The sequence below is a fragment of the Caballeronia sp. LZ043 genome, from assembly GCF_031451075.1.
In the GTDB taxonomy this organism is placed as follows: domain Bacteria; phylum Pseudomonadota; class Gammaproteobacteria; order Burkholderiales; family Burkholderiaceae; genus Caballeronia.
On record NZ_JARUXT010000001.1, the window covers coordinates 1,040,582 to 1,057,227 of the forward strand.

At 64.9% G+C, this 16,646-nt stretch carries 13 protein-coding genes; 9 read left to right on the forward strand and 4 right to left on the reverse strand.

Features of this window, described 5'->3' with window-relative positions:
• Positions 1-534: 534 nt before the first annotated feature.
• Positions 535-1,032 carry a hypothetical protein gene (locus tag QCE64_RS04585; protein ID WP_310002838.1) on the reverse strand — a complete coding sequence of 166 codons (498 nt, stop codon included), beginning with the start codon at positions 1,030-1,032 and terminating at the stop codon, positions 535-537.
• Here QCE64_RS04585 and hrpA point away from each other — a divergent pair.
• The 6 genes from hrpA (at position 982) to QCE64_RS04615 (ending at position 9,547) form a co-directional block, all read left to right on the forward strand.
• Entirely contained in the window at positions 982-4,806 is a 3,825-nt protein-coding gene (gene hrpA / locus QCE64_RS04590) for an ATP-dependent RNA helicase HrpA (RefSeq protein ID WP_310002840.1), read from the forward strand. The two genes, QCE64_RS04585 and hrpA, sit on opposite strands and share 51 nt — an antisense overlap.
• Before the next feature lie 139 nt (positions 4,807-4,945).
• Complete coding sequence (locus tag QCE64_RS04595; protein WP_309914982.1) at positions 4,946-5,971, forward strand: beta-propeller fold lactonase family protein; 1,026 nt, start codon at positions 4,946-4,948, stop codon at positions 5,969-5,971.
• Between the two features lie 91 nt (positions 5,972-6,062).
• A complete protein-coding gene (locus QCE64_RS04600) occupies positions 6,063-7,073 on the forward strand; it encodes a sterol desaturase family protein (RefSeq protein WP_309914985.1) in 1,011 nt (336 codons plus the stop codon).
• Between the two features lie 80 nt (positions 7,074-7,153).
• Positions 7,154-8,014, forward strand: a complete 861-nt coding sequence (locus QCE64_RS04605) for an EI24 domain-containing protein (protein ID WP_309914988.1) — start codon at positions 7,154-7,156, stop codon at positions 8,012-8,014.
• Positions 8,015-8,033: 19 nt separating this feature from the next.
• A complete protein-coding gene (locus tag QCE64_RS04610) occupies positions 8,034-8,852 on the forward strand; it encodes a molybdopterin-binding protein (RefSeq protein ID WP_309914991.1) in 819 nt (272 codons plus the stop codon).
• Positions 8,849-9,547: a copper homeostasis protein CutC gene (locus QCE64_RS04615; RefSeq protein WP_310002843.1), complete on the forward strand. Its 699-nt coding sequence runs from the start codon at positions 8,849-8,851 to the stop codon at positions 9,545-9,547. The genes QCE64_RS04610 and QCE64_RS04615 overlap by 4 nt, the downstream gene beginning before the upstream one ends.
• A gap of 50 nt (positions 9,548-9,597) precedes the next feature.
• Here QCE64_RS04615 and QCE64_RS04620 read toward each other — a convergent pair whose 3' ends face one another.
• Positions 9,598-10,062 carry a rhodanese-like domain-containing protein gene (locus QCE64_RS04620; protein ID WP_309929623.1) on the reverse strand — a complete coding sequence of 155 codons (465 nt, stop codon included), beginning with the start codon at positions 10,060-10,062 and terminating at the stop codon, positions 9,598-9,600.
• Positions 10,063-10,423: 361 nt separating this feature from the next.
• On the opposite strand from QCE64_RS04620, the gene glnA reads away from it, so the two are divergent.
• From glnA to ntrC, 3 genes are all read left to right on the forward strand, one after another.
• The gene (gene glnA, locus QCE64_RS04625) at positions 10,424-11,839 is read left to right on the forward strand and encodes a type I glutamate--ammonia ligase (protein WP_309915002.1); all 1,416 of its coding nucleotides are present in this window, start codon (positions 10,424-10,426) and stop codon (positions 11,837-11,839) included.
• A gap of 161 nt (positions 11,840-12,000) precedes the next feature.
• Entirely contained in the window at positions 12,001-13,143 is a 1,143-nt protein-coding gene (gene glnL / locus QCE64_RS04630) for a nitrogen regulation protein NR(II) (protein WP_310002845.1), read from the forward strand.
• A gap of 138 nt (positions 13,144-13,281) precedes the next feature.
• Complete coding sequence (gene ntrC / locus QCE64_RS04635) at positions 13,282-14,775, forward strand: nitrogen regulation protein NR(I) (protein WP_309915008.1); 1,494 nt, start codon at positions 13,282-13,284, stop codon at positions 14,773-14,775.
• Positions 14,776-14,797: 22 nt separating this feature from the next.
• On the opposite strand, the gene xth is transcribed toward ntrC, so the two are convergent.
• The gene (gene xth / locus QCE64_RS04640) at positions 14,798-15,580 is read right to left on the reverse strand and encodes an exodeoxyribonuclease III (RefSeq protein ID WP_309929627.1); all 783 of its coding nucleotides are present in this window, start codon (positions 15,578-15,580) and stop codon (positions 14,798-14,800) included.
• A gap of 131 nt (positions 15,581-15,711) precedes the next feature.
• Complete coding sequence (locus tag QCE64_RS04645) at positions 15,712-16,599, reverse strand: hypothetical protein (RefSeq protein ID WP_310002846.1); 888 nt, start codon at positions 16,597-16,599, stop codon at positions 15,712-15,714.
• Between the last annotated feature and the right edge of the window lie 47 nt (positions 16,600-16,646).

A 16,646-nucleotide genomic window follows, 5' to 3' on the forward strand; every position in this document is an offset into this window, starting at 1 on the left:
CAGGCAGACACGTCCCGGTCCGCCGACTCCTCCACCGATCCCCTGGCGCAGTTGCGGCAACTGCGGGAAAGTCTGCGGCGTGACGCGCAGGAAGCGTCGGATCCCTCCGGCGATGCCGCGACGCTGAGCAAGAAGGAACTGGCCGCGCGGCGTTTTGCCGGCACGGCGGGCGCGCAGCAGCCAAAGAGACCGGAGGGACCGGAGCGGGGGAACGCGCCGCGTGAGGCGGCGGTTACGGGGGCGCAGAAGCAGGCCGCGGTTGTTCGGCCGCAGTCCACGCAGGATTCGCGGAACCCGCAAGGGGTGCAGGCGCCGCGTCAGCCGATGCAGGCCAAAGTCGCGCCGACGTCGCGGCCTTCCAGTTTGGGAGACGCTTCGCAGCGGCAGCCTGCGCAGGGTGAACGCGTGGGCGAGCCGCAAGCGGCGCGGCCGGATGGCCGCGAGCGTACGCCGCAGACTGAACGGCGGGAGACGGGTCGGTCAGTCGAGACGAAGCCCGCTGCGCCGCGCGTCGAACGCCGGGGCGCAGCGTCTTCAATGGAAGCCGGCGAGGTCGGTGGAGGCCGCCGCGCCGGTCACGTGCGCGAACGTGAGGGCGCGGAATCGCGCGAGGCGCGTCAGGTTCGCCGACAGCGTGAAGGCGCCGAACCACGCGAGCCGGGTCAAACCCGCGAACCGCTCGAGGCCGTCGACGTACGTGAGCAGCGTCAAGCCCGCGAACGCCGCGAAACCGCCGGACAACGTGAGCCGCGTCAAACTCGCGAAGCCGTGGAATCGCGCGAGCCGCGTCAAGCCCGCGAACACCGCAAGCCCGCCGAACCCCGCGACCCGAATCAAACTCGCGAACCACGCGGACCTGCTCAACCGCGTGAGCCCCGTCCGGCGCGCGAAGCCGCTCAATCCCGCGAGCCCCGCGCCCCCCGCCCGCCGCGACAGGCCATCACCCCCAACCCCGTTCCGCCCATCACCTTCCCGGAAGCTTTGCCCGTTTCCGGCCGGCGCGAGGAAATCGCCCGCGCGATCGCCGGCCATCAGGTCGTGATCGTCAGCGGCGAAACCGGCTCCGGCAAGACCACGCAGTTGCCCAAGATCTGCCTCGCGCTCGGGCGCGGGCTGGGCGCGGGCGGCAGCGGCCTGATCGGTCATACGCAGCCGCGGCGGATCGCGGCATCGGCGACCGGACGGCGCATCGCCGAGGAACTGGGCACGCCGTTCGGCGAAGTGGTCGGCTACAAGGTGCGCTTCACGGACAATCTCGCGCCCGGCGCCTCCGTCAAGCTGATGACCGACGGCATTCTGCTCGCCGAGACGCAAACCGATCCGCTGCTCACGGCCTACGACACGATCATCATCGACGAGGCCCACGAGCGCAGCCTCAACATCGACTTCCTGCTCGGCTATCTGAAAGAGATCCTGCCGAGGCGCCCGGACCTGAAGCTGATCGTCACGTCCGCGACCATCGACGCCCAACGCTTCGCGCGCCACTTCGGCAGCGACGAGCATCCGGCGCCGGTGATCGAGGTGAGCGGCCGTCTGTATCCGGTGGAAGTGCGCTATCGGCCGATCGAGGAAGACAGCGTCGCGGTGAAATCCGCGCAGGGCACCTTGCCCAAGCGCGGCGAGCGCAACGACCGCAAGAGCGACCGCGACCTGATGGAAGCCATCGTCGATGCCGTCGATGAACTCTGCCGCGTGGGCCCCGGCGATGTGCTCGTGTTCCTCCCCGGCGAGCGCGAAATCCGCGACGCCGCCGAGGCCTTGCGAAAGCATCATCCGCCGCACACCGAAATCCTGCCGCTGTTCGCGCGGCTCTCCGCGCAGGAGCAGGAACGGGTGTTCCGGCCGTCGAACGCCCGGCGTATCGTGCTCGCCACCAACGTCGCCGAAACCTCGCTGACGGTGCCGGGCATCCGCTATGTGGTCGATACCGGCATGGCGCGCGTGAAGCGCTATTCGTATCGCAACAAGGTGGAGCAGTTGCAGATCGAGCCGGTGTCGCAGGCGGCGGCGAACCAGCGCGCCGGGCGGTGCGGCCGCGTCGCGGACGGCGTGTGCATCCGTCTCTACGACGAAGCGGACTACCAGTTGCGCCCGCGCTTCACCGATCCCGAAATCCTGCGCTCGTCGCTCGCGGCAGTCATCCTGCGGATGAAATCGCTGCATCTCACGGCGATCGAAACCTTCCCGTTCATCGAGCCGCCGCCGGGACGCGCGATCGCCGACGGCTATCAGCTGCTGAACGAACTCGGCGCCGTCGATGACGACAACGCGCTCACGCCGCTCGGCCGCGAGCTCGCGCGTTTGCCGCTCGATCCGCGCGTCGGCCGGATGATCCTCGCCGCGCGCGATCATCACGCGCTGAAGGAGGTGCTGATCATCGCGTCGGCGCTCTCGGTGCAGGACCCGCGCGACCGGCCCATCGAGGCGCAGGAGCAGGCGGATCAGGCGCACCGCCAGTTCGTCGACGAGCGCTCCGAATTCCTGCAATGGACGCGCATCTGGAAGTGGTTCGAGGAAGCGGTCGCGCACAAGAAGTCGAACCGCCAGCTCACCGATGCCTGCCGTGCCGCGTTCCTGTCGCACCTGCGCCTGCGCGAATGGCGCGATGTGCATTCGCAACTGCTCACGGTCGTGCGCGAACACGGCTGGCGTCTGAACGAATCGGACGCCGCCTTCGAACAAGTGCATCTGTCGCTGCTGACCGGGTTGCTCGGCAACGTAGGCCTGAAGGCCGACGACGAACCGCATTATCTCGGCGCGCGCGGCATCAAGTTCCATCTGTGGCCGGGCTCGGCGCTGTTGAAGAAAGCGGGGCGCTGGGTGATGGCGGGCGAACTCGTCGAGACCAGCCGGCTGTATGCGCGCACCATCGCGAAGATCGAGCCGGAATGGCTCGAAACCGTCGGCGGGCATCTGCTGAAGAAATCGCTCTCGGACGCGCATTGGGAGAAAAAGGCCGCGCAGGTCGTCGCGTTCGAGCGCGCGGTGCTCTATGGCCTGACGGTCTATGCGCGGCGGCGCGTGAGCTTCGGCCAGCAGGATCAGAAATACGCGCGCGAGCTGTTCATTCGCGGCGCGCTCGTCGAGGGGGAGTTCGACACGCGCCTGCCGTTCTTCGCGCACAACCGCAAGCTGGTGGCGGATATCGAGCAGCTCGAACACAAGTCGCGCCGCCAGGACGTGCTGGTCGACGACGAACTGATCTACGCCTTCTACGATGCGTCGCTGCCGGAAGGCATGTGGACCGGCGCGGCCTTCGAGCACTGGTATCGCGACGAGCAGAAGAAGCCGGGCAACGAGAAGCTGCTGTTCCTGTCGCGCGACGACCTGATGCGCCACGAGGCCGCCGGCGTCACGACGGACCTGTTCCCGAAGCGCATGACGATGTCGGGCATCGAGATGGCGCTGACCTATCACTTCGAGCCGGGTTCGCCGCGCGACGGCGTCACGCTCGCGGTGCCGCTCTACGGCCTGAATCAGGTCGATGCGCGGCGCGTCGAGTGGCTCGTGCCGGGGATGATCAAGGAGAAGGCGCAGCTGCTGCTCAAGTCGCTGCCGCAGAAGCTGCGCCGGCACGTCGTGCCGTTGCCGGACTACGCGGCGGGTTTCGCGCAGCGGCACGCCGGACCGGCGTTCGGCGCGGGCGCGCTGGTCGAGGCGTTGATCGCGGATATCCGCGGCGAGACGCAGGTTGCCGTCAAGAGCGCGGACTTCAAGCTCGAGACGCTGTCGGCGCACCTGTTCATGAATTTCAAGGTCATCGACGAGCACGGCCGTCAGCTCGCGATGGGCCGCAATCTTGCGCAACTGCGCGCGGAACTCGGCGGCCAGGCGCAGCAGCAGTTCCAGAAACTGACGTCGGCGGCCGCCAGCGAGGCGCTCGACGCGCTCTCCGGCGAATCCGGCGCGCCCGTGACGCCGCCGGCCGGCACCGGCACGGGCGCCGGCACCGCGCTGTACGAGAACCTGACCACCTGGAACTTCGGCAAGCTGCCCGAACTGCTCGAAATCCGTCGGCGCGGCCAGACGCTGTTCGGCTATCCGGCGCTGGTGGATCGCGGCACGCATTGCGATGTCGAAGTGTTCGATTCGCCCGAGGAAGCGGCGCGGATTCATCGCGCGGGACTGCGGCGGCTGTTTGCGTTGCAGCTGCGCGAACCGATCCGCTATCTGGAGAAGAACCTGCCGGGCCTGCGCGAGATGTCGCTGCATTTCATGGCGCTCGGCACGGCCGACGAGTTGCGCGACCAGATTGTCGGGACGGCGCTGGATCGCGCGTGCTTGCAAGACCCGCTGCCCGACGACGACGCCAGCTTCCACGCCCGCCGCGACGCCGCGAAAGGGCGTCTCACGCTGCTGGCGCAGGAGATTGCGCGTCTGGTCGGCACGATCCTCACCGAATACGCCGCGCTCGCGAAAAAGCTCGCGCAGGCGAAACCGTTCGCGCAGGCTTACACCGACATCCAGGCGCAGCTGGCCGCGCTGATCGGCAAGCGTTTCGTGATCGACACGCCTTATGCGCAGCTTGCCCACTTTCCGCGCTATCTGAAGGCGATCGGCCTGCGCATCGACAAGCTCAAGGCCGAGCCCGCCCGCGACGCGCGCCAATTCGCCGACTTGCAGCCGCTCGCGCAGCACTATCAGCGGGCGGTGTCGCAGCGCGGCGGCGTGGCGGATGCGCGGCTCGCGGAATATCGCTGGCTGCTGGAGGAGTTGCGCGTGTCGCTGTTCGCGCAGGAGTTGCGCACGCCGATGCCCGTGTCCGTCAAGCGCCTGCACAAAGTGTGGGAGTCGATGCAGCGCTGAATTCGAAGTGGTGTGCTCGACCCTGCCCGGATTGTTGCGCCGGGCGGCGCCCGTTATCTCGCAAAATGCCGCGTTCGGTCAACGTGCCGGCCGGGGCAAACGTTCTACAATGACGCCTGCCTTCCGAAGCCAATCTTTCATGCGCAATCTTTTCCGTTCTGGCCGCCCGTCCGGCCGCTTCCGCGCGGCCGCCGCGCGTGCAGTGCTCGCAACCGGCGCAGCGCTCGTCGCCACCGCCGCCTTCGCCAACAATGTCATCGTCCTGAATTCCGCTGAAGCCACGCTCAGTCTCATCGACGAGAACACGCGCCAGGTCGTCGGCACCGTGCCGACCGGCAAGGAACCGCACCATCTGATGGTGACGCCCGACAACGCGTCGCTGATCGTCGCGAACTCGGTGTCGAACAACCTGATGTTCGTCGACCCGAAAACCGGCGCGTTCCAGCGCTGGGTGCAGGACATCGAGGATCCATACCAGATCGGCTTCTCGCCGGACAAGAAGTGGTTCGTGTCCACAGGCCTGCGCCTCGACCGCCTCGACATCTATCATTTCGACGGCAAGAACCTCTCGGTGGCGAAGCGCCTGCCGCTTGCGACCATGCCGAGCCACATCGCCTTCACGAAGGACAGCGCGACCGCGTTCATCTCGCTGCAGGTGTCCGGCGAGATCGCGGCCATCGACCTGCCCACGCAGACGGTCAAATGGAAGATGAAGGTCGGCAAGGTGCCGGCCGGCGTCTGGCTCACGCCGGGCGACAAATACCTGCTGGTCGGCATGACGGGCGCGGATTATGTTGCCGTGGTGGACTGGCGCAACCAGAAGATCGTCAAGACCATCACGACGGGCAAGGGCGCGCACAACTTCCGTTCGATGGTGGACGGCAAGCACGTGCTGGTGTCGAACCGCGTGGCGAACACCATCAGCATCATCGACGAGGACTCGCTCACGAATGTCGGCGACATCACCGGCCTGCTGCCCGGCCCGGACGACATGGAACTTTCCGCCGACAAAAAGTATCTCTGGGTGACGTTCCGCTTTGCGAAGCATGTCGGCGTGATCGACATGGCGAGCCGTAAGCTGATCGAAACCATCAAGGTCGGACGTTCGCCGCACGGCATCTACTTCTACAATCGCGCGCCCGTCACGGCGCCGAACGGGGCGTAGGCGTCGGAGTGAAAGGGCGCTTTGCCGCGCCCTGTACTACGATTGAGGAATGGCCCGCCGCACCGGGCCGCCGCCAGCACCACGGAGCATCATGTTTCATTCCATCGTTTCGCTGCTAGACACCTTCGTTTCGTCGCTGCAGACGCTGCTGTATGTCGACGTGGTCCAGCCGGTGCTGTTCAAGATCGGCATGATGGACTACGACGAGGACACCTACGATGCGCTGTACTGGGTGATCGTCGGCGTGCTGGAAGTGCTCGCGATGTACGCGGTCCTGCGCCCGCTCGAGGCCTTCCGTCCGGCAGAGAACTGGCAAGACCGCAAGGGCGTGCGCGTGGATGTGCTGTACACGTGGATCGTCAAGCTGGGCATCCTCAACCTGTTTTTCTTCTTCACCTTCCAGCCGATCTTCGACTCGCTGCAAAGCTGGCTGCGGCTGAACGGCATACCGAATCTCGAGATCGACAATCTGTGGCCCGGCGTCACCACGCAGCCGCTCGTCACCTTCGTCATCTACCTGCTGATCCTCGACTTCGCCGGCTACTGGTATCACCGGCTGGAGCATCGCATCGGCATCTGGTGGGAACTGCACGCCGTGCATCACAGCCAGCAGAAGATGTCGCTGTGGAGCGACGACCGCAATCATCTGCTCGACGACATCCTGCAAGCGAGCGTCTTCGCGCTCGTCGCGCTGGTGATCGGCGTGGAGCCCTCGCAGTTCGTCGTGCTCGTCGCCATCACCAATTTCATGCAGAGCGTGCAGCACGCCAACATCCGCCTGCATTTCGGCTGGTTGGGCGAGCGTATCGTCGTCAGCCCGGCGTTTCACCGGCGTCATCATGCGATCGGCTACGGCCACGAAGGCACTACTTACGGCTGCAACTTCGGCGTCCTGTTCTCGTTCTGGGACATCCTGTTCCGCTCGGCGTCGTTCGACCGCACCGTCGAGCCGACCGGCATCCGCGACCAGCTCGGCGCGCCGGGCGTGATGCCCGTGCATTACGGCGACGGCTTCTTCGAACAGCACTGGCTCGCGTTCAAGCGCATCGGCGCGCGTCTTTCGAGCCGCCGCGGCCGCGCGTCCGATTCCGCCACCATCTGACCTGTCCGCCTCTCCCATACCAGCGCCCGCACGCGGCGCTGGTTTATCCTGTTGTTTCTACTTTTCCCTGACGATCACGCATGAATGACTTGCTGCGTTCGTTCGTGCGCGCGGTGGCGAACGTCTTCCATCCGCGCATGCTGTGGCTCACACTGATGCCTTTCGGCGTCGCGACGGTGGTGTGGGGTGGCCTGCTGTGGTTCTTCTGGCAGACGCTCACCGGCGCCGCCAACGGCTGGCTCGAAGGCTGGGCGCTCACCTCCGCGATGTACCGGCTGTTCGACGCAGTCGGCTTCTCGTCGCTGCATGCGGTCATCGCGCCGTTCCTGGTCGTCATCATGACGATCCCGCTGATCGTCGTGACGGTGCTGCTGCTGATCGCGACGCTCTCCATGCCGGGCGTCGTCAAGCTGCTCACGCGCCGGCCGCGCGGACATTATTCGTCGCTGGAAGAGCGGCGCGGCGGTTCGTGGTACGGCAGTCTCGGGCATTCGGTGGTGACCACCCTGGTCTGTCTCGTGCTGCTCGCCGTCACGCTGCCGCTGTGGCTGATTCCGCCGTTCTTCGCGCTGATTCCGCCGCTGCTGTGGGGCTGGCTGACGTATCGCGTGATGACTTACGACGCGCTTGCGCTGCATGCGAGCATCGAGGAACGCCGCGCGATCGTGCGGGACGGGCGCTGGCCGCTGCTGGCGATCGGCATTGTGAGCGGCCTGTTCAGTTCCGTCCCGACGATGCTCTGGGCCTGGTCCGTCTGGCTGCTGCCGCTGTTCCCGGTGGTCGCGGCGGTGACGATCTGGGCGTATGCATTCATCCTGGTGTTCTCGGCGCTGTGGTTCGCGCACTACTGCCTGCACGCGCTGGAGCGCCTGCGCGCCGGGGAGCCGCAGTATCCGGCGATCACGGTCGAGTCCCGTGAAGTTTCCGTGAAGGAACAATGAAGCGATAAAGGGGGTTCCCATGGGCATTGGCGTCATCATCATCGGCGATGAAATCCTGTCGGGCCGACGTACCGACAAGCATCTGCCGAAAATCATCGAATTGCTGGGCGCACGCGGGCTGTCGCTGGACTGGGCGGAGTATGTCGGCGACGATCCGGCGCGCATCACGGCGACGCTCAAGCGCACGTTTGCGTCCGGCGACATCGTGTTCTCGACGGGCGGCATCGGCGCGACGCCCGACGATCACACCCGCCAGTGCGCGGCCGAAGCGCTCGGGCGTCCGCTCGAACTGCAGCCGGAGGCGGCGGAACTGATCCGCGCGCGCATCCGCGATACCGCGGAACAGGCGGGCAAGCCGGTGGAGCTCGATTCGCCCGAGAACCTGCATCGCCTGAACATGGGCACGTTTCCGCAGGGCGCGGCCATCATCCCGAACAGCTACAACAAGATCCCGGGCTTTTCGGTCGGCGATCATCATTTCGTGCCGGGCTTTCCGGTGATGGCCTGGCCGATGATCGAGTGGGTGCTCGACAACCGTTACGCCCACCTGCATCACGCGGTGCCGCATGTCGAGCGTTCGCTGCTGGTGTTTGGCCTGCCGGAGTCGCGCATCACGCCGCTGATGGTGGCGATCGAACGCGACTTCGAAGGCGTGCGCGCGTTCAGCCTGCCGAGCGTCGGCGATGCGGCGCGCGGTGCGCTGTACGCGCGGTCGCATATCGATCTGGGCGTGAAGGGCGATCCGCAGCAGGCGAATGCGGCGTTCGACGTCCTGCGCGAGGGCGTGCGGGCGCTGGGCGGCGAGATCGTGGAAGTGCCGCCGGAGCAGGCGAAGTGACGGTGCTGGAAGTCATCGCGACGACGGTGGCTGACGCGCGCGCCGCCGAGCGCGGCGGCGCGGACCGGATCGAACTGGTCACGGCCATGGGCGAGGGCGGCCTGACGCCGGGCATCGGGCTGGTGGAGGCGGTCGTGGAGGCGGTGGCGATTCCGGTGAACGTGATGGTGCGGCCGCATAGCCGCTCGTTCGTCTACGATGCCGACGATTACAGCGTGATGCTGCGCGAGGCGCGTGCGATCGCGAAGACGGGTGCGCATGCGCTCGTGGTCGGGATGCTGCGGGCGGACGGTTGTATCGATACGGAAGGATTGGCGCGCGTGGCGGAGGCGGCGGGAAAGCTGCCGCTGACGTTCCATCGCGCGTTCGATGAAGCACGCGACCTGTTCGCGACTTTCGAAAGGCTCTCGGCCTTCGGTACGGTCACGAACGTGCTGACGTCGGGCGGCAAGGCATCGGTGCTCGATGCCGCAGAGACAATCGCAAGACTGGTCGGCATGGCGGCCGGATCGCACTGTACGGTGCTGGCGGGCGCTGGACTCGGTGTGGAGACTGTCGCGCCCTTCGTGGCATCGACGGGCGTGCGCGCCGTGCATCTGGGTTCGGGCGTGCGCGTCGGCGGACAGGCATTGGCGCCGGTCGATGAAGCCAGGGTCAGGCGCGTGCGGGCGTTACTGGACGGGCTGGCTTCCTGAGCGCGGTGCGAAGCGGTTCGATCCGCGTCATACCGTAAATAAATGACAGCTCAAGCCCCAATCCACGGCAATCCCCGGAAGCACCACCCGCCCATCGTCTTGCGGTGCCCGTTCGCGTCCTTGTCGCCCTCGAAGCCTTCCAGCAGGTCATAGGCCTTAGCAAACCCCTGTTTCTGCGCGGCGACGGCCGCAAGCTTGGAGCGCGCCGCGCTGCGGCACAGGAAAATCACTGTCGTATCCGGGGTGGCGACCTGTCGCAATTGTTCGATAAACTCAGCGTTCGGCACCGAGCCGGGATAGCGGATCCATTCGATATGCGCGTACTGCGCGCCGTCGATGGCCGGGCGGCCCACCCAGTCGAGCTCGGCGCGGGTGCGGACGTCGACGAGCCGCACGGCCGAATCGAGTTGCAGCAGTTCGAACGCCTCGGCGGGCGAGAAGGCGCCCGCGTAGGTCAGTTGGTTGTCGGCGGCGCGGCGTCCCGCTTGGTCAAAAAGTTGTTCCAGCGTGCTCATGGCGTGTTTGTCTCCGGTCGAACGCAAACAATGATTCTAGCGAACGTAACAGCGCTGCCGGCGTCGTTGCGGAAAATGGTTCAGATTGGTGCATCTCCGCGTCTATGCACCATAAAGGATCATATTTCAGACCGGTCATGCGGTTGCGCACCATCTGTGTGCGTGAAGTATGCAGAGCGGCTGCGAGGTCATCGTGAACCCCTCGGTCGTGTCACTAAAAATGCGCGCCGCTTCAGGCGCTTAGCGCAAAGTTGGTGCGCTTGGCACGGAAGCTGCTTTTTCATCCTCGATTGAATTGATGTACAGGATTGGTCGGGGCGGCGGAGCGATTCGCCGACTTTTGTTAATCAGGAGATAGGTAATGAGTAAATCCGTGGCCGACGTCATGCAACTCGTCAAGGACGAGGACGTCAAGTTCGTCGACTTCCGTTTCACCGACACGCGCGGCAAAGAACAGCACGTTTCCGTGCCGGTCTCGGCATTCGACGAAGACAAGTTTGAAAGCGGCCACGCTTTCGACGGTTCGTCCATCGCCGGCTGGAAGGGCATCGAGGCATCGGACATGCTGCTCGTGCCGGACGCGAACACCGCCTTCATCGACCCGTTCTTCGAAGAAGCGACGCTCGTGCTGAGCTGCGACGTCGTCGAGCCCGCCGACGGCAAGGGCTACGAACGCGACCCGCGTTCGCTCGCGAAGCGCGCGGAAGCCTATCTCAAGAGCTCGGGCCTGGGCGACACCGCCTACTTCGGTCCGGAGCCGGAATTCTTCATTTTCGACAGCGTCCAGTGGAACACGGACCAGTCGGGCACCTTCGTCAAGATCGGCTCGGAAGAAGCGCCGTGGTCGTCAGCCAAGGAATTCGAAGGCGGCAACACGGGCCACCGTCCGGGCACCAAGGGCGGCTACTTCCCGGTCGCGCCGGTCGACACGTTCCAGGACATCCGCTCGGAAATGTGTCTGCTGCTCGAGCAGATCGGCATTCCGGTCGAAGTGCACCACCACGAAGTGGCGGGCCAGGGCCAGAACGAAATCGGCACCAAGTTCTCGACGCTGGTTCAGCGCGCGGACTGGCTGCAGCAGATGAAGTACATCATCCACAACGTCGCGCACACGTACGGCAAGACGGCCACGTTCATGCCGAAGCCGGTCGTCGGCGACAACGGTTCGGGCATGCACGTTCACCAGTCCATCTGGAAGGACGGCCAGAACCTGTTCGCGGGCAACGGCTACGCCGGTCTGTCGGAATTCGCGCTGTTCTACATCGGCGGCATCATCAAGCACGCCCGCGCGCTGAACGCGATCACGAACCCGGGTACGAACTCGTACAAGCGTCTCGTGCCGCACTTCGAAGCGCCGGTCAAGCTGGCTTACTCGGCTCGCAACCGTTCGGCATCGATCCGTATTCCGCACGTGAGCAACCCGAAGGGCCGCCGTATCGAAACGCGCTTCCCGGATCCGCTCGCGAATCCGTACCTGTGCTTCTCGGCATTGATGATGGCCGGTCTCGACGGCGTGCAGAACAAGATTCATCCGGGCGAAGCCGCGGACAAGAATCTGTACGACCTGCCGCCGGAAGAGGACAAGAAGATCCCGACCGTGTGCGCGGGCCTCGACCAGGCACTCGATGCGCTCGACGCGGATCGCGAGTTCCTGACGCGCGGCGGCGTGTTCACGGATTCGATGCTCGACGCCTACATCGAACTGAAGACGAACGAGCTGCAGCGTTATCGTCAGGCGGTGCATCCGATCGAGTTCGAGATGTACTACTCGCTGTAAGCATGACGGCAGCGCGCTTCTCTCCTGATAGTCCGGCGAAGCGCGCGGCACATGCGATGCGATGACACGAAGGGACGGCGCGCCGTCCCTTTTTTCATCGCCGCGGTTTTCCGAAATCCAACTACAAGATCGGTTTCACGAACGGCTTCAATCATTGCCCGATGGTGCTCAAGAATCTGATCAAGGCGCGCCGTGGCCACGCCGACGCGCTCTCCGACGACGCCCAACTATCCAGCAGCGGTTTGCTGGCCGGTTTCGAGGCGCTCCCGACGACCGTGCTCGTGCTGGACATGCGGCATGTGCGCATCGCGTACGCGAATCCTTCGGCGGAAGCGATGCTGGAGATGTCGCGCAAGCAGCTGACGCAGATGAACTGGACCGAGCTGTTCGCGAACGCCGATGAACTCGCGGGCACGATCGCGTCGATCGCCGAGAACCGGTTCAACGCGACGCGTCTCGACGCCGTGCTCGAGCGTCCGAACCGCGAGCCGGTGCATGTCCATGCGATCGTCGGTTATCTCGAAGCGGCCAGCGACTACGTGCTGCTCGAACTCTTCGAGAACGAGCGCCACCTGCGCACGGACCGCGAAGAACGCATCCACGACCTGACCGCGGTCAACAAGCAGCTGATCCGCAACCTGGCGCACGAGATCAAGAATCCGCTCGGCGGCATCCGGGGCGCGGCGCAGTTGCTCGAGTTCGAACTGGGCGCGCTCGAACGCGACGAACTGCGTGAATACACGCAGGTCATCATCAAGGAATCGGACCGGCTGCAGACGCTGGTCGATCGCCTGCTGGAGCCGCACCGGCATCCGCATATCGTCGGCGACGTGAACATTCACGAAGTATGCGAACGTGTGCGCGCGGTCATCCTCGCCGAGTTCCCGCGCGGGCTCACGATCGAACGCGACTACGACGTCAGCGTGCCCGACCTGCGCGGCGACAAGGAACAACTGATCCAGGCGTTGCTCAACATCGTGCGCAATGCGGCGGAGGCGTTACGCGAACGCATTTCCCAAGGCGATGCAAAGATCGAATTGCGTACACGCATCGCACGCAAGGTGACGGTCGGCAAGAAGCTGCACAAACTGGCACTGGACTTGCATATCACTGACAACGGTCCCGGAATCCCCAGTGAGATTCGTGACCGGATCTTCTTTCCGCTTGTGTCGGGCAGGGAAGACGGCAGCGGCCTGGGTCTCACGCTCGCGCAAACGTTCGTGCAGCAGCACGATGGATTGATCGAAGTGGAAAGCAAACCGGGCTGCACCGAGTTCATCATCCTGTTGCCATTCGGGAGCTGAAGCCGGCTTGACCATCGACATCACGCGCCATCACGTCACAGGCCGCCATCCACTTAGGCCGCGTCCGCATCACGCTTTGAAGCCGCACCGTTTCGACGGGCTCACACCGAACCATACGAAGACTTCTCGCCGAACGATATGAAGCCGATCTGGATAGTAGACGACGACCAATCCATCCGCTGGGTGCTGGAAAAAGCGCTGGCCCGCGAGAATTTCTCGACGCGCAGTTTTTCAGGCGTGCGCGACGCGCTCGCCGCGCTCGAACACGAAAGTCCACAGGTGCTCGTGTCGGACATCCGCATGCCGGGCGGCTCGGGGCTCGAATTGTTGCAGACGGTGCGCGATCGTCTGCCGGGGTTGCCGGTCATCATCATGACGGCCTTCTCGGATCTCGACAGCGCCGTGGCCGCATTCCAGGGCGGCGCCTTCGAATATCTCGCCAAACCGTTCGACGTGGACAAGGCAGTCGAACTGATTCGCCGCGCGGTGGACGAAAGCATGCGCGGCGAAGCGGCCTATGACGAGCGGGTGACGGAAACGCCCGAGATGCTCGGCCAGGCGCCCGCGATGCAGGACATGTTCCGCGCGATCGGGCGGCTTTCGCACTCGGCGGCGACCGTGCTCATCACGGGCGAATCAGGCACCGGAAAGGAGCTTGTCGCGCGCGCCTTGCACCGACATAGCCCACGCGCGAGCGGGCCGTTCATCGCGCTGAACACGGCGGCGATTCCGAAGGATCTGCTGGAATCCGAACTGTTCGGCCATGAGCGCGGTGCGTTCACGGGCGCGCAGGCGATGCGCCAGGGCCGTTTCGAACAGGCCGAGAACGGCACGCTGTTTCTCGACGAAATCGGCGACATGCCGTTCGACCTGCAGACGCGTCTGTTGCGCGTGCTGTCGGACGGGCAGTTCTACCGCGTGGGAGGGCACAACCCGTTGAAGGCCAACGTGCGCGTGATCGCGGCGACGCACCAGAATCTCGATGCGCGCGTGCGGCAAGGCTTGTTCCGCGAGGACTTGTATCACCGGCTGAACGTGATCCGGCTGCGCCTGCCGGCCTTGCGCGAACGCAGCGAAGACATTCCCTTGCTCGCGCGGCATTTCCTGCAGAAGAGCGCGCGCGACCTTGGCGTGGAGCCGAAGCGCGTGTCCGACGAGGCGTTGGCGTATCTCGCGTCGCTGCCGTTTCCCGGCAATGTGCGGCAGCTCGAAAACCTGTGCAACTGGCTGACGGTGATGGCGCCGGCGCAGGTGATCGAGCAGAAGGATCTGCCGCCCGATCTCACGCCGCGCCAGGACTACGCGGCCGAGTCCATCGCGGTTTCGACCGATGGCGCCGTGGCCGCGGCGCCGCTCGCGCAGAACGGCGCGGGCGCGCCGGCTGTTGCGGCGCCGCTGGCGGCGGGAGTGGCGGCGAGTGTGTGGGAGAACGGCTTGCGTACCGAGGTCGCACGGCTGTTGCGCGAGAACTCCGCCGACGTGATGGACGAACTCGCGCGCCGTTTCGAGGCCGCCGTGATTCGCGAAGCGCTCGACTTCACGCGTGGCCGCAAGGTGGAAGCGGCCGAGCGCCTGGGCATCGGGCGCAATACGATCACGCGCAAGATCCAGGAACTGCACCTGGACGCGTGACGCCGATGCCCGCGAGACGGGATCAGCCGAGCGTCGCGATCACGGGCGCGTGGTCCGACGGCTGGTCCCACTTGCGCGGCACCTTGTCGACTTCGCATGCGGTGCAGGTCGCGGCCAGTTCCTTCGACAACAAAATGTGATCGATGCGCAGCCCCGCGTTGCGGCGGAACGCCATCATCCTGTAGTCCCACCACGTGAAAAGCTTGTCGGCCTGTTCGAACTGGCGGAAGGCATCGGTGAGACCGAGTTCGAGCAGTTGCGTGAAGTGCGCGCGCTCTTCCGGCGACACCAGATTCTGGCCTTCCCAGGCTTTCGGGTCGTGCACGTCGCGGTCATCGGGGGCGATGTTGTAGTCGCCGAGCAGGGCGAGCTTCGGGTGCCGGGCCAGGTCTTCACGCAGCCATTCGCGCAGCGCGTCGAGCCAGCGCATCTTGTAGGCGAACTTCTCGGTGCCGGGCGCCTGGCCGTTCGGGAAATAGGCCGAGATGATGCGCACACCATCGATGGTCGCGGCGATCACGCGCTGCTGCAAATCTTCGAAGCCGGGGATGTTGCGCACGACGCTGATCTCGTCCACTTCGAAGTTCGCGTCGGCGCGCACCAGGATGCCGACGCCGTTATAGGTCTTCTGTCCCGCGAACCAGCTTTTGTAGCCGGCGGCCTCGAGGTCCGCGCGCGGAAACTTCTCGTCGGGCATTTTCAGTTCCTGCAGGCACAGCACGTCGACGCCCGACAGCGCGAGCCAGTCGATGACGTGTTGCTGGCGGACTTTGAGGGAGTTGACGTTCCAGGTAGCTATCTTCACGAGATGTCCAGAATGTTGATGCTTCGGCGGTGTGACATTTTACTTGGCCAGCAACATGAGGATGGATGTGTAGTCAGCCCGGATCCGTATCACGTCGCTTCGAGCAAGTCGACACATCCGGGCGGCGAAGCTTAATCGATGACCGCGAGGGCCATAGTCGCCTTGGCGACAAGTTCGAGTGGCCTGAGTCCCTGCTCGTAATGACCGTGAGTAATCCGGTCCATGCCTGCTCCAGCGAGCTTTGCGACGGTGCGCAGGCTCGCGTCCAGGGCAACACTGTCCAGCCGGCCGCCATGGAGGATGAGGTTGCGTTGGCGGTAGAGGCGATGAAACGATTCCGCGATCAGCTCCTTGATCGTCTGCCATTCCGGTTGCGGGTTCAGCAACAACTTTCTCATCCGTGCGACGGCTGCTTGATCCGCGACGGAGGGCATTACGGGCATGCGCTCTTCAAGGATCATTCTGGCCAGCACGCGCGACCGTTCCCGGTTTGCCTCGATGCCGGCCAGTTCTGCACACTCGGCGGGAAAAATGCGTTCTGCACGTCGGGATAGTGACGTAAGCTCCGCGCGCGGAAAGGAGCAGGTGACGAGCGTCGCCAGATTGTCCGCTGCCGAAGCCCTGTCGTTGGGATCGGCAAGCAGACCTTCGATCGCCCCCCAGCCTCCCGCGATCGCGGCAGGCGGCGAACTGTCTTCGAGGTGCGCAAGCAGTTCCAGTGCAGCGTCAACGTCCTGGCTTCCATCGCTTGCGAAAATGCGATCGCTTCGAAACAACTCGCTCACCGCAACGCCGCGCGAACCGGCTTTCGTGCGTTCCTGCAATGACGAGGCGATACGCTTGACCGATCCCTCGCTGAGATGCCCCTGTTTCATGACCGTGCATGCTTCGAACAGTTCGTCCATGGCGAGCACGGTGCCGATTCCCCAGAGTGGCCGGTACCAGCGTTTTTGTTCGGAGAAGAACTCGTACAAGCGTGCAAATGCGATCTGCTGAGCTGGACTGACAAGGTTGAGCATGCGAATTACGATGACGGTCCGGTCAGCAGAGGCCAGCTACGTCTATG

Coding starts and splice junctions, on each gene's coding strand:
- QCE64_RS04585 (WP_310002838.1), bottom strand. CDS start 1,032: ATGGCCGGCGATCGCGCGGGCGATTTCCTCGCGCCGGCCGGAAACGGG.
- QCE64_RS04595 (WP_309914982.1), top strand. CDS start 4,946: ATGCGCAATCTTTTCCGTTCTGGCCGCCCGTCCGGCCGCTTCCGCGCG.
- QCE64_RS04600 (WP_309914985.1), top strand. CDS start 6,063: ATGTTTCATTCCATCGTTTCGCTGCTAGACACCTTCGTTTCGTCGCTG.
- QCE64_RS04605 (WP_309914988.1), top strand. CDS start 7,154: ATGAATGACTTGCTGCGTTCGTTCGTGCGCGCGGTGGCGAACGTCTTC.
- QCE64_RS04610 (WP_309914991.1), top strand. CDS start 8,034: ATGGGCATTGGCGTCATCATCATCGGCGATGAAATCCTGTCGGGCCGA.
- QCE64_RS04620 (WP_309929623.1), bottom strand. CDS start 10,062: ATGAGCACGCTGGAACAACTTTTTGACCAAGCGGGACGCCGCGCCGCC.
- glnA (WP_309915002.1), top strand. CDS start 10,424: ATGAGTAAATCCGTGGCCGACGTCATGCAACTCGTCAAGGACGAGGAC.
- glnL (WP_310002845.1), top strand. CDS start 12,001: ATGGTGCTCAAGAATCTGATCAAGGCGCGCCGTGGCCACGCCGACGCG.
- ntrC (WP_309915008.1), top strand. CDS start 13,282: ATGAAGCCGATCTGGATAGTAGACGACGACCAATCCATCCGCTGGGTG.
- QCE64_RS04645 (WP_310002846.1), bottom strand. CDS start 16,599: ATGCTCAACCTTGTCAGTCCAGCTCAGCAGATCGCATTTGCACGCTTG.